The sequence below is a fragment of the Nostoc sp. UIC 10890 genome (assembly GCF_054786515.1).
In genome coordinates, this window is sequence record NZ_JBSGKF010000001.1 from 1,716,435 (window position 1) to 1,730,709 (window position 14,275).

Below are 14,275 nucleotides of genomic sequence, written 5' to 3' on the forward strand. Positions count from 1 at the left end.
AGTCCGCGAGCGTCATTACGAATTACGAATTATTTGGTCAAGTATGCTCGCCGCGACGGTGGTTCGCAGCTTGTAGTAATAGAGATTCTGCAAAAGCGATCGCGTCACTTGCAGATTTACCACCAGCTAACTGCGCTAATTCTTCCCGGCGAGTGGTTAAATTATCCAAAGTAGTAACTCTGACAACAGTACGCTGTTCAGCATTGACATTGTTGGCTTTTTTACCCTTACCTGGATTAATAGTTTGCTTATCTACGCGGAAATGTCGATCAGCCATTGCCGCAACTAAAGGTTGATGCGTAACACATAATACTTGGTTGCGTTGACTTAGCTGGTGTAATTTTTCCGCGATCGCTTGGGCGACTCTTCCCGAAACCCCGACATCAATTTCATCAAAAACCATCGTCCCAGCCACATCAACCTGAGAAAAACAAGCTTTCAGCGCCAGTAAAAAGCGGCTCATTTCCCCACCAGAAGCAACTTCCGTTAAAGGTTGCAGTGGTTCTCCGGGATTGGAACTAAATGTAAAGGTAATTTTATCTGCTCCCATCGCAGTTGGGAAAGCTGGTAATATTTCAACCAGAAACTTCACCTTTTCCATCGCTAGGGGCTTGAGTTCAGCTATCAAACGTGATTCTAAATTAGCAGCCGCCTTACTCCGCAGTTGAGTTAACTGATTAGTTGCTTGGGTGAGTTTTTCAAAACATGCCTTTTCTTGCTGTTCTAAGTTTTCAATAGATTGTTCGTTATCGTTAAGTTGGGCCAATTCCCCTTGGATACGTTGGTAATAAGCGATCGCTTCTGTAAGTGTCGGCCCATACTTGCGGCAAATTTGCTTTAATTCCTGAATCCGTTCTTCCACCTCTTCCAACCGCTGCGGATCGGCTTCTAAACCATCCCCATAAGCATTAATTTGCCTTCCCACTTCCATTACCGCAGCTTGCGCGTCCCGCACCAATTCCAATAGGGGTTGTAGTTGGGTATCGTATCCCACCATGTCATTTAATATCGTCTCACTGTCTCCCAATAAATCACCTGCGGCGGGAGTTTCATGATCGTTTTGATACAAAGCTTGATAAACTTTGTAACTCATCTGTTGCAAATCGACGACATGATTTAGGCGTTCCCGTTCTTGTCCCAACTGTTCCAATTCATTAGGCTCACTGAGATTGGCTGCTCCCAATTCCTGCACTTGATAAGTCAGTAAGTCGAGTTGTTGCAACCTTTCCCGTTCTGATGTCCGGCGTTTTTCTAGGGCTAAATGCGCCTGTTGGTAAGTACTAAAGCTCGTGGCAACTTTATGACGTTGCTGCATCAATGAGTCACCGCCATATAAATCCAACCAGTCCCGGACTTGGGCAGATTGTCCTACTTGTACCGTTTGACCTTGGGCGGTGATTTCCACCAAGCGATCGCGCATTCCTCCCATAATCTGCCGATTTACCAACACACCATTCACCCGCGATCGACTGCGGATATTACTAGCAGTGGCTGTGATTTCTCGGCTAATGACTACGGAATTTTCATCAAGTAAATCTATTTCTTGTTCGGTCAACCAAGCCGCTAGAGGGGCGTTTGAGGTGAAAGTCGCTTCCACCATCGCCCGACTTGTTCCTGTACGAATGACTCGACTAGAAACTTTACCTCCTAAAGCGGCATCAATGGCATCCAAGATAATCGATTTTCCAGCGCCGGTTTCACCTGTCAACACATTTAGCCCCGCGCCAAATTCCAATTCCAGTTGGTCTATTAAGGCAAAGTTTTCGATTCGCAGACAGAGCAACATCAAGCCAAATTCTCCGTGAGGGCAGATGCCGGATACTTCCAATTTACAGGACAATAAGCATGGTTTTTCAGCAACTAGCAATACCTACTACTATTGAACTAGTATGCCCATTTAAGTGTAGCAGACCTATTGTTACTGGCGAGTCGGGGGAGCAGGACAGCAAGTGGGAAATAACCAATGCCCATGCCCAATCCCTCAACATATTGTTACAATACTTAATGTGATCGTTCTGAACTGGTAGCCTTCTTCATGATTGTTAAGACACTTCCCCCTAGTTCCCAACTGATTCAGGAGGACAGTCGCAACGGCACAAATCGCCGAGGCGAACTGGACGTTATTGATATAGTGCCAGAAGAAAATGGTACACAAGGTTTGGTAGTGCGTAGGCGTAGCCCATCGCAGACATCACCATCCCTCTTAGCTGCTCAAAAGCTCAGGACAACTGCTCAACCGGAGACGCTTTACGATCCCGTAGGCATAGCGGCGCATTACCAAAATAGACCCCTGCAAGTTGTACGGCGGATTTTCGCCGTGTTGGGGCCGACCCTATCTTTTGCTTTTGGGTTGTGGTCGGATAGTAAACGGGGAATTGTCGTCAAAAATGATCGCCGCCGAGCCACTCAGTTACGAGAATTACTGACGCAACTGGGGCCTGCTTACATCAAAATTGGACAAGCTTTGTCCACCAGACCGGATCTAGTTCCTCCCGTATACCTAGAAGAATTAACTAGGCTACAAGACCAATTACCGCCTTTTCCCAACGAAATTGCCTACCAGTTTATCACAGAAGAACTAGGCGCACCTCCAGAAGAGGTTTACGCCGAACTCTCAGCCCAACCAATTGCTGCGGCTTCGTTGGGGCAAGTCTATAAAGGTAAGCTAAAAACTGGTGAAGAAGTCGCTGTTAAAGTTCAACGCCCTGACTTAAGAGAGGGGATCACGATTGACTTGTATATCTTGCGTAACCTCGCTGCTTGGGTGCAGAAAAAGGTCAAACGGGTAAGAAGTGACTTAGTTGGGATTCTTGATGAATTAGGCGATCGCATCTTTGAAGAGATGGACTACATCCACGAGGGCGAGAATGCTGAACGATTTTTCGAGCTATATGGTCACATAAAAGACATATACGTACCGGAAATTTACTGGGAATATACCAATCGTCGCGTCTTGACGATGGAGTGGATTAACGGCACCAAATTAACCCAGACAGAAGAAATTAGCGCCCAAGGTATAGATGCTCGTTATCTCATTGAAGTAGGTGTGCAGTGTTCCCTGCGCCAGTTGCTAGAACACGGATTTTTCCATGCAGATCCCCACCCTGGTAATTTGTTAGCGACAACCGATGGCAAATTAGCTTATCTCGACTTTGGAATGATGAGCGAGATCAAGCCACCACAGCGTTATGGTTTGATTGAAGCGATCGTCCATGTCGTCAACCGCGACTTTGAAGGATTAGCAAAAGACTACGTTAAGTTAGATTTCTTATCACCAGAAACCGATTTAACACCAATTATCCCAGCTTTTGCAAGAGTCTTTGCTGATGCCGAAGGAGCCAGTGTTGCCGATCTTAATATTAAAAGCATCACTGATGAACTATCTGCTTTGATGTATGAATATCCTTTCCGCGTACCGCCCTACTACGCTTTAATTATTCGCTCACTCGTGACACTGGAAGGTATTGCAATATTTATAGATCCGAACTTTAAAGTCCTCAGCGAAGCTTATCCCTACGTTTCTAAACGCTTGTTAACCGACTCAGCACCGCAATTAAGAGCATCATTGCAAGATTTGCTATTTAAAGATGGGCGATTTCGCTGGAATCGCTTAGAGAACTTGTTAAAAAATGCCCGCAATAGTCAAGACTACGACTTTAATTTAGTGCTGAATCAGGGGATAGAATTTTTGTCATCTGAACGCGGTGCTTTTATTCGTGACAAACTAGTAGATGAATCTATCAACGGACTCGATGCTTTAGGTAAAAATGTTTTGCATAACTTTACCTCCCTGTTGCGGGAACGGGTAGGATTGACAGCAGTTAATGAAACTCCAGCAGCCACAGTTGAGCAACAACAAACCTTGCAGCATATCAAACGTATATTGGGCATTCTTCAAGAAACAAGAGGCTTTGACCCAGTGCAACTAGCGTCCCAAGTTGCCCAGTTATTGGTAAATTCAGATGTACAGCGTTTGGGTCAACAAATTGCTACCCGCTTCACGCAAAAAGCAGTCGCCAGGTTAATTCGGCAATTATTGATAACGTAGTAAAAGTTATGAGTTAAAAACTTTTTTAACTCATAACTTATTCGCTTTAGCAGCTGTATAACCCAACTCTTCCAGCTTTTCTAAAACCTTAGTTGCACTTTCAGCAATGCTTTCTTGATTAGTTTTGCATTCGACTTCAGGACTGAGTGGTATTTCATAAGGATCATCAATACCAGTGAAGTGCTTAATTTCCCCGGATCTAGCTTTTTTATATAACCCTTTCACATCTCGCTGTTCACAAACTTCTAATGATGCATTGACGTACACTTCAATGAAAGATGGGATACTTTGGCGCACTTCTTCCCGAATTTTGCGGTAGGGAGAGATAGCTGAAACCAATACAATTACATTATTTCTGGCAAGAAGGCTAGCTACAAAGCCAATGCGCCGAATATTCTCTTCTCGATCCTCTTTATTGAAACCCAACCCTTTGCATAAGTTTTGACGTACCGCATCGCCATCCAGAACTTCAACTCTATATCCCTGTATCCGCAATTCCTTCTCTACGAATTGACAGATAGTAGTTTTACCTGCACCACTTAAACCAGTGAACCATATTGTCATACCATATTCTTTTTGTCTCATCCTACCTCCGTTGTAGACTTCAAATGGCACACCCAAAAAAGCTTTTTTGGATAATATCAGGTCAAATAATAATTTTATTTTCATAATCCTTTTTTAGCAGGAATTTCACGCGTCGCTTGGCGACTAGTATCAGTCTTGCTACTTTTACTTCTACTAATTTCGAGCAAAGGAATCGCACTTACACGTATATCGCTTCAATATTTAATACAGCGACTAGCGATGTCTACGATGAGCTATGCCTACGCACTTGCTCAAGCCTAACAACGGGCTTTATGGCTATAAAAAACAAAAACTGCTAACCTAGGCTTCAAATTCTTGAAGTTTTGACCAAGTTCTATGTTCAGTATATATACAGGTTTATTTTAAAGAAATAGTCTTTATTATGACAGTAGTCTATTAAATAAGACTTAGCATTAGGACATTATAAAAAACTAAGTTCAAAATGTTTACAAAGTTAAATACAGTGCAGTTTTATAGCTGTGCGAACTTTCATCAGGGGGCGATTCCTTTGGATTGCTTTCCTGGTAAAAGTTTGTTTTTTGACAATGATGGCACACTTAGTGGTCTATCTCATTAATTTTACAGGGTTAGTTTGCCACGGATGGCATACTTCACAGGCGACCTCAACATTCACGACCTAGAATTTGGCAGAGAAGGACTATGGATTGTCAACACCCACTTTTTCTGCCTTGATTCTAGACGTCAGCTTTGTACCACGCTGGCATCCCAAATTTATTTCCCAATTAGTATCAGAAGATTGGTGCCACCTGAATGGGTTAGCGATGGTTTTGAATTAGGAACGAAAAGAAATCCGCCAAGCATTTACTGCACCAGAGTTGAACTACTGGTTGCGATCGAGTGCGGTGATTCCTAATGACTAAGGAATCTGTCTAATCACAGCGTAATTGTTGAAATCAAAATTTTAGTTTTTTTCAGAGGTTTTTCATGGCTGAATTCCAAGTCAATACCACCATCACCGGCAATCAATCTAACTCCACAGTAGCGATAGATGCAGATGGGGATTTTGTGATTTCCTGGACTAGTGATGGTCAAGACGGGTCTAGTAATGGGATATATGCCCAACGTTACAACAGTGCTGGGGTGGCTATTGGGGAAGAATTTCAGGTCAATACCACCATTATCGGCAATCAATCTAACCCCACAATAGCAATGGATGCAGATGGGGACTTTGTGATTTCCTGGACTAGCAATGATCAGGATGGGGATGGCTTTGGAATATATGCCCAACGTTACAACAGTTCTGGGGTGGCTCAAGGTAGTGAATTTAGAGTCAATGACACCATCACCGACAGTCAATCTAACCCCACAATAGCGATGGATGCAGATGGGGACTTTGTGATTTCCTGGCAAAGTTATGGTCAGGATGGGTCTGGCTTTGGAATATATGCCCAACGTTACAACAGTACCGGGGCGGCTCAAGGTAGTGAATTTAGGGTCAATACCACCATCACTGGCTTTCAAAATAACTCCACAATAGCGATGGATGCAGATGGGGACTTTGTTATTTCCTGGCAAAGCTATTATCAGGATGGATCTGGCTATGGGATATATGCCCAACGCTACAACAGTTCTGGGGTAGCTCAAGGTAGTGAATTTAGGGTCAATACCACCATCAATGACTCTCAATATAACCCCACAATAGCGATGGATGAAGATGGGGACTTTGTTATTTCCTGGATTAGCAATGCTCAGGACGGGTCTGGCTATGGGATATATGCTCAACGCTACAACAGTTCTGGGGTAGCTCAAGGTAGTGAATTTAGGGTCAACACTTATATCCCTGGCAATCAATCTAACCCCACAATAGCGATGGATGAAGTGGGGAACTTTGTGATTTCCTGGACTAGCAGTGGTCAAGACAGTTCTGGAGATGGAATATATGCCCAACGTTACAGTAGTGCCGGGGTAGCTATTGGGGGCGAATTTAAGGTCAATACTTACATCGCTAACAATCAACAGAACTCGACATTAGCGATGAATGCAGGGGGAGATTTTGTCATTTCCTGGACTAGCAGTGGTCAGGACAGTTCTGGAGATGGAATATATGCCCAACTAAACATCAACGCTGGGGTTCCCCCGACAATCACCTCTGGTTCTGTCTCCGCCCTTGCATACAGCGAGAACGCCACTCTAGCCATCGACTCAGCCATCACCATCAGCGATGTAGACTCAGACAACCTGGCTAGTGCTACTGTCAGCATTACTAGTAGCTTTATTTCTGCTCAAGACACCCTCGCCTTTACCAACCAAAATGGAATTACGGGCAGCTACAACAGCAGCACAGGGGTTTTAACCTTAACTGGCAGTTCCACTGTTGCTAATTATCAAACTGCACTACGTTCTATTACTTATACCAACACCAGTGATAACCCTAATACTACACCTCGTACTATCAGCTTTATAGTTAATGATGGGACTTCTAATAGTACCACCGTTACCCGTAATATTAATATTACGGCGGTGAATGATGTACCCATTGCTACTGCCACCAACTCGGCCCTGGCATACACCGAGAACGCCACTATAGTCATTGACTCAGGCATCACCCTCAGCGATTTAGACTCTGCTAACCTGTCCAGTGCTACCGTTAGTATTACCAACGGTTTTGTCCTTGCTCAAGACACCCTTGCCTTTACCAACCAAAATGGAATTACAGGCAACTACAACAGCAGCACAGGCGTTTTAACCTTAACTGGCAGTGCCACTGTTGCCAATTATCAAACCGCACTGCGTTCTATTACTTATAACAACAGCAGTGATAACCCCAATACTACACCTCGTACCATCAGCTTTTTAGTTAATGATGGGACTGCTAATAGCACCACTGTTACCCGCAATATTAATATTACGGCAGTGAATAGTGCGCCCGTTGCTACTGCTACCAACTCTGCCCTGGCATATACTGAGAACGCCACTACAGCCATCGACTCAGGCATCACTGTCAGCGATGCAGACTCCCCCAACCTTTCCAGTGCCACTGTCAGTATTACCAGTGGTTTTGTCTCTACTCAAGACACCCTTGCCTTCACCAACCAAAATGGGATTATAGGCAACTACGACAGTAGCACAGGCGTTTTAACTTTAACTGGCAGTGCTACTGTTGCTAATTATCAAACTGCACTACGTTCTATTACTTATATCAACAGCAGTGATAACCCCGCTACTACACCTCGTACCGTCAGCTTTCTAGTGAATGATGGGACTGCTAATAGCACCGCAGTTACCCGCAATATTAATATTACAGCGGTGAATGATGCTCCCGTCGCTGTTAACGACAGCATCACCACAAACAAAAATACACCCATTATCATTAGCGCTACTACTTTGTTGAGCAATGATATGGATGCAGATGTCATTGATGTATTGAACATTATTAGCTTCACTCAACCTAGCCACGGAGGCTTAGTTAACAACAACAACGGTACTTACACTTATACGTCCGTCGAAAACTATTATGGCTTCGACAGCTTCACTTACACCATAAGTGATGGGCAAGGAGGCAGTAGCACTGCTACCGTCAACTTGACCATTAATGAAGTCACGCCTCCCATTAATGGCACTTCAGGTGCAGATAACCTGACTGGTACAGGGATCATGGATATCATCTCAGGGTTGCAGGGCAACGACACCCTCAACGGACTAGGTGATAACGACACTCTTGATGGCGGCGATGGAAATGATTTCTTAGATGGTGGTACAGGAGATGACAGTCTCATTGGTGGTAAAGGCAATGATACTTATATTGTGGATAGCATCGGCGACACTATTATTGAAGCCGCCAGTGCAGGCACAGATTTAGTTAAATCTTCAGTGAGTTGGGTGTTGGGAAATAACCTGGAGAACTTGACCCTGACTGGAACCAACGCAATCAATGGTACTGGTAACAGCCTTAAGAATATTTTGATTGGAAATAGTGCCGCTAACACCTTGAGCGGAGGAGATGGTAACGACAGTCTTTTTGGTGATTCAGGTAATGACACCTTGTTGGGCGGTGCAGGCAATGACACCTTGAATGGAGGTTTGGGATCTGACACTCTTGATGGTGGCGCAGGCAACGACATTTACACTGTTGACAACCTCAGCGATGTTATTGTTGAAGGCTTAAATGCAGGCACAGATTTAGTCAATTCTTCAGTGAGTTGGGTGTTGGGAAATAACCTGGAAAAGTTGACCCTGACTGGAAGCTCTGCAATCAATGGTACTGGTAACAACCTTAATAACATCCTCATAGGAAATACTGGCGCTAACAACTTGAGCGGAGGAGATGGTAACGACAGCCTCTTTGGTAGCTCAGGCAATGATACCTTGTTGGGCGGTGCAGGTAATGACACCTTGGATGGAGGTGCAGGGATTGACAGTCTTGATGGTGGAGCAGGCAATGACATTTACACTGTAGACAACCTAAACGATGTTATTGTTGAAGGCTTAAATGCAGGCACAGATTTAGTTAAGTCTTCGGTGAGTTGGGTCTTAGTAGATAACCTAGAGAACTTGACACTGACTGGAAGCTCGGCAATCAACGGTACTGGTAACATTCTTAATAACATCATCATAGGAAATACTGGTGCTAACAACTTGAGTGGAGGAGATGGTAACGACAGCCTGATTGGTGGTACAGGTAATGACACCTTGTTGGGTGGTTCCGGCAATGACACCTTGGATGGAGGTGCGGGGATTGACAGGCTTGTTGGTGGAGATGGTGATGACATTTACACTGTAGACAGCCTCAGCGATATTGTTGTCGAAGACTCAAATGCAGGTATAGATTTAGTCAAGTCTGGTGTGAGTTGGGTGTTGGGAGATAATCTGGAGCATTTAACCCTGACTGGTAGTAAGGTAATCAATGGTACTGGTAACAGCCTTGATAATATTCTTACGGGAAATGGTGGCGCTAACATCTTAAGCGGAGAAGGTGGCAATGATAGCTTCTTTGGTGGCTCAGGCAATGACACTTTGTTGAGCGGTGCAGGTGATGACATCTTAGATGGGGGTGCAGGGATTGACAGTCTTGTTGGTGGAGCAGGCAATGACATCTACACTGTTGACAACCTCAGCGATATTATTGTCGAAGGCTTAAATGCAGGCACAGATTTAGTCAATTCTTCGGTGAGTTGGGTGTTGGGAGATCATTTGGAGAATTTGACCCTGACTGGAACCTCGGCAATCAACGGTACTGGTAACAGCTTTAATAACATCCTCATAGGAAATACTGGCGCTAACAACTTGAGCGGAGGAGATGGTAGCGATCGCCTCTTTGGTAACTCAGGCAATGATATCTTGGATGGAGGTGCAGGTGACGATGAACTCACCGGTGGAATTGGTAGAGATACGCTAACTGGTGGAACTGGGCGAGATAGCTTATATCTGACTGATACCCGCACTGGTGGCTATGATACTATTACTGATTTTACTGTTGGAGATGATACAATATTCATTTCCAAGGCAGAATTCGGACTGAGCCAATCTCAGAATACTGTACTTGATTCTGGCTTGTTCCGACTTGGTACTATTGCTACAACCGCAAGCGATCGCTTTATCTACAATCAAACTACGGGGAACCTATTCTTTGATAAAGATGGGGTTGGTGGTACAGCACAAGTCCAAATAGCTCAGTTCTCGAATCAGGCAATGCTTACTAATGCAAATATTACTGTGATTGCCTAACTTTGCTCAGACAATTAACCTAGAATCAACCTAATGTAGAGACGCGAAATTTCGCGTCTCTACACGCTTGTGGGTACTGTGGCTTTATAGGCTAATACGCTTGGGTTAAGGGCTACTGGCAACAATTAATTTTGGGTTTTTGAGACGCGATAAATCGCCGTCTCTACAAGTGTTTTTTTGCTCATTCTGAGCTGTATTGCTTTATAGGTAACACAACTGAAACTTTTAACTTTCCTCTTGGGTATAACCATTTTTCTCGCGTTTGAGGCTTTCTTCTAAGGCTTGAATTTGTTCACGTCTGGCTTCCAATTCCAATGAACGCCTTGCTAAATCTTGGTTTTGCAACGTCAGAGATTGTCGCCAATGTTCTGCTCGCTCGGCTTCGTGCTGCAAAAATTCTGGGGTAATGCCGATGGTGAGGTAGCTTTGTACCAGATGGAGTACCCAGTTGGTGGCGTCTTCTATTCTTTCAATATCGCCTGTAGAGGAAAGTTCCACTAAAACAAGCAAGTTCTCACTCATGATCTTTCCCTTTCCCAACAGAATGAAAGCCTCTTCGGGAATTATCGCCCACAAGTTATCAGCTTCTTGACGCGCCAATAAGCGTAACTGGTGCTGGTCTAAAAAATCGTTTTTACGCACCTGGGCTAGATATAGCATGAGGGTCGCTTCGCTCCAATTCAAAATTCAAAATTCAAAATTCAAAAAAAATTTAATAAAAAAATAAATGCCAGAATTCATATTTTGTTAATTGGTAATGGGTAATTGGGAATTATTTACACTCCCATTACCCATTACAGTTATCCTAAGCCACGTTGGCGATCGCTACGACAACCCCTTCAAACGCTCGCGCAAAATTTCTGCTTGTTTCTGTGCTTCTGCTAAAGCTTCCCGCGCTCCCTGTACTACGTCGGCTCTAGCTCTATCTACGAAACTAGGATTGTTTAATCTGGTACTCAGGGATTGAACTTCTGCTTCAGCTTTACTCAAGCTTTTTTCTAGCTTGGCACGCACAACTTCAATATCTACTACACCGCTGAGAGGAATTAGCACTTGTATTGTACCAATTACACCTGCGATCGCATTTTCTGATTCTTGTGGTTGTTCTAATTTTCTCTGCGGGAAAAAGCGTCTCCATAACCTAAGTCTTGCTTGAGCAGTTAGTAGATTTTGGCTAATAAACCAAGCTGTGTAGCCAAAACCAACTAGTTCAAAGAAAGTTCCGACAATGGGAATGTCATCAATTGCATACCCAACAGCTAAACCCAATCTACCAAAGACAATGGCCACAATAATTAAACCAATTATCTTCAAACCCCTTTGAGGTTTTTTCGCAGCAACAGTTTGGTTTTCTTGTTTGTCAGTAATGCTTAAAGTTTCAACCTTAGCCAAATCTTTAATATAAGACTGTCCCGCAGTGAGGATTTCCCGCTCTTTTTTGCTTTCAGTTTGCAAATTCGCTGTTACTTTGACCCCTGGTTTAATATCCGCTTCAGCACGCAAATTCCTAATTGTACGGATAGTAGCAATCAGCAATTCAAACTGTTCTTCTAAAGCTGAATCAATCAAGTGTGCATCCACTTGGGGATAGAGTTGTAATGGTAAAGTTTGCGGTGAATCTGCTGGTTGTTGGGTGAGAGTTTGCCAAATTTCCTCGGTAATATGCGGCATGAAGGGATGAAGCAGTTTCAAAATTCCTTCCAGTACGTAGGCGAGAGTTTGCTGTGCTACCAGTCGTGACGCGGGATCTGCACCTGTTTGCAGTCTGGATTTCACTAGCTCAATATACTGGTCGCAGAAATCACCCCAAATAAATTCGTAGAGTCCCTTAGCTGCTTCCCCTAAACCGTAATTATCAATGTAATTGGTGGTTTGTTTGATAACTTGATGATACCGCGAGATAATCCAACGATCGCTCAATTCGGTAGCGACTGGGTTCCCTAATTGTTGCGGTGTCTGTCCATCCAAATTCATCATCACAAATCGGGCTGCATTCCACAACTTGTTTGCAAAGTTGCGGGACGCTTCCACCGATGCTGATTCATCCTTTTTGCGATCGTACTCCAGCCGGATATCTTGTCCAGCGCCGGCCACTTCCCTAATTAGGGTATACCGCAAGGCATCAGTACCATATTTGTCAATCAATAACAATGGGTCAATACCATTACCTTTGGTCTTTGACATCTTCTGACCTTTTTCATCCAGCACCAAGCCGTGGATGTAAACGGTTTGGAAAGGCATTTGCTCAGTAAAATGCCCAGCCATCATTGTCATTCTAGCTACCCAGAAAAAGATGATGTCAAAGCCTGTTACCAAAGTTGTAGTCGGGTAGTAAGTTGCTAAATCTTGAGTTTGTTCCGGCCAGCCCAAAGTCGAAAATGGCCAAAGTCCAGAAGAAAACCAAGTATCTAGCACATCTGGATCTTGTTCTAACTTGACATTTTCACCAAATTGTGATTTTGCTTTCTCCCAAGCTTCAGTTTCCGATTTTGCCACCACAAACGGCGTGTTATCGGTAATTTGCCCATCCGTTTCACTTACAGCGTACCAAGCAGGAATTTGGTGTCCCCACCATAATTGGCGAGAGATACACCAATCTTTGAGTTTTACTAGCCAATCACGATAGACTTTTGTCCAGCGTTGGGGGACAAACCCTGGAGAAGTTTGCTGGTCGAGGAATTCGAGAGTGTTGTCAGCTAGGGGGCGAATTTTGACAAACCATTGAGTTGAGAGGAGGGGTTCAATGGGTACTTTACCGCGATCGCTGTAGGGAACGGTATGCTTATAATCTTCTATCTTCACCAGAAAACCATCTGCCTCTAAGTGAGAAACCACATTTTTTCTAGCAACAAAGCGGTCTTGTCCTTGAAACTCCCCGGCATTGGCGTTGAGAGTGCCGTCTTTATTCATAATGTTGATAAAGGGCAGATTGTGACGCTTACCCATGTCAAAATCGTTCGGGTCATGGGCGGGAGTCACTTTCACGCAGCCTGTGCCGAAAGTAGGATCAACGAATTCATCGCCAATGATGGGAATTTCTCGGTGTAGAATTGGCAGAGTTAAAGTTTTGCCAATGAGATGTTTGTAGCGATCGTCATTGGGATTAACTGCTACTGCCGTATCACCTAGCATAGTTTCTGGTCTAGTTGTCGCCACCTCTACAAAACCGGAACCATCGGTGAGAGGATAGCGGAAGTGCCAGAGATTGCCATTAACCTCTTGATTTTCTACTTCTACATCAGACACAGCCGACTGAGAAGCTGGACACCAGTTAACTAAATATTCACCACGATAAATTAAGCCTTCGTCGTAAAGACGAGTAAACGCCTCGACAACAGCTTTAGATAAACCCTCATCCAGGGTAAACCTTTCCCGTGACCAGTCCACCGAGACACCCAAGCGTCGTAGCTGATTTAGAATCGTTCCCTCAGACTCCGCTTTCCATTGCCAAGCGCGTTCTAGGAACTTCTCACGCCCCAACTCGTAGCGAGTCTTACCCTCTGTCTTGAGTTGCCTTTCCAGCATAGTATGAACAGCAATGCTGGCGTGGTCAGTTCCGGGTAGCCACAGGGTATTGCGTCCCTGCATCCGGTGGTAGCGCACAAGAGTATCAATCAACGCACTTTCAAAAGCGTGACCCATGTGCAAACTGCCGGTGACATTCGGCGGTGGAATGACGATGCAGTAAGGTTCGCCGCCTTTGTTGGGGTCAGCTTTGTAAACTTGGTTGTCTTCCCAGAATTTTTGCCACTTGGCTTCAGTGGAAAAAGGGTCGTAGAGACTGGGAAGATTGGGAATGGTTGCGGTCATGCGGGGCAAACTAACTATGGAAGGACTCTAATAAATTTTGCCACAGGGTTGGAGAGGGTTTGATGGAAACGTAGATATCAAGGGTATCGTCTTCTCTGCAAAAGGCTGCACGTTGGCGAAATGTCTCGCAGAGAAGACGCCATCTGT

7 protein-coding genes are annotated in these 14,275 nt (G+C 44.4%); 3 read left to right on the plus strand and 4 right to left on the minus strand.

The window, feature by feature from the left end:
• Positions 1-37: 37 nt before the first annotated feature.
• Positions 38-1,786, minus strand: coding sequence for a DNA repair protein RecN (gene recN / locus ACWATR_RS06815; protein WP_460330736.1), 1,749 nt, complete (start codon positions 1,784-1,786; stop codon positions 38-40).
• A gap of 249 nt (positions 1,787-2,035) precedes the next feature.
• Between recN and ACWATR_RS06820 the strand changes: the two genes are divergently transcribed.
• Positions 2,036-4,048 carry an ABC1 kinase family protein gene (locus ACWATR_RS06820; RefSeq protein WP_460330739.1) on the plus strand — a complete coding sequence of 671 codons (2,013 nt, stop codon included), beginning with the start codon at positions 2,036-2,038 and terminating at the stop codon, positions 4,046-4,048.
• A 30-nt stretch (positions 4,049-4,078) separates the two neighbouring features.
• Here ACWATR_RS06820 and cysC read toward each other — a convergent pair whose 3' ends face one another.
• On the minus strand, positions 4,079-4,633 hold the full coding sequence (cysC, locus tag ACWATR_RS06825; protein WP_460340248.1) for an adenylyl-sulfate kinase: 555 nt from the start codon (positions 4,631-4,633) through the stop codon (positions 4,079-4,081).
• Between the two features lie 592 nt (positions 4,634-5,225).
• On the opposite strand from cysC, the gene ACWATR_RS06830 reads away from it, so the two are divergent.
• Together ACWATR_RS06830 and ACWATR_RS06835 are read left to right on the plus strand one after the other, a co-directional pair.
• Complete coding sequence (locus ACWATR_RS06830) at positions 5,226-5,507, plus strand: hypothetical protein (RefSeq protein WP_460330742.1); 282 nt, start codon at positions 5,226-5,228, stop codon at positions 5,505-5,507.
• 71 nt (positions 5,508-5,578) lie between these two features.
• Positions 5,579-10,318 carry a beta strand repeat-containing protein gene (locus ACWATR_RS06835; protein ID WP_460330745.1) on the plus strand — a complete coding sequence of 1,580 codons (4,740 nt, stop codon included), beginning with the start codon at positions 5,579-5,581 and terminating at the stop codon, positions 10,316-10,318.
• Between the two features lie 225 nt (positions 10,319-10,543).
• On the opposite strand, the gene ACWATR_RS06840 is transcribed toward ACWATR_RS06835, so the two are convergent.
• Entirely contained in the window at positions 10,544-10,978 is a 435-nt protein-coding gene (locus tag ACWATR_RS06840; protein ID WP_460330748.1) for a hypothetical protein, read from the minus strand.
• Between the two features lie 165 nt (positions 10,979-11,143).
• Entirely contained in the window at positions 11,144-14,128 is a 2,985-nt protein-coding gene (locus ACWATR_RS06845) for a valine--tRNA ligase (protein WP_460330751.1), read from the minus strand.
• Positions 14,129-14,275 lie beyond the last annotated feature (147 nt).

What these genes read in the sequence shown, in the direction of transcription:
- recN (WP_460330736.1), bottom strand. Translation starts at nt 1,786, where the DNA reads ATGTTGCTCTGTCTGCGAATCGAAAACTTTGCCTTAATAGACCAACTG.
- ACWATR_RS06820 (WP_460330739.1), top strand. Translation starts at nt 2,036, where the DNA reads ATGATTGTTAAGACACTTCCCCCTAGTTCCCAACTGATTCAGGAGGAC.
- cysC (WP_460340248.1), bottom strand. Translation starts at nt 4,633, where the DNA reads ATGAGACAAAAAGAATATGGTATGACAATATGGTTCACTGGTTTAAGT.
- ACWATR_RS06835 (WP_460330745.1), top strand. Translation starts at nt 5,579, where the DNA reads ATGGCTGAATTCCAAGTCAATACCACCATCACCGGCAATCAATCTAAC.
- ACWATR_RS06840 (WP_460330748.1), bottom strand. Translation starts at nt 10,978, where the DNA reads ATGCTATATCTAGCCCAGGTGCGTAAAAACGATTTTTTAGACCAGCAC.
- ACWATR_RS06845 (WP_460330751.1), bottom strand. Translation starts at nt 14,128, where the DNA reads ATGACCGCAACCATTCCCAATCTTCCCAGTCTCTACGACCCTTTTTCC.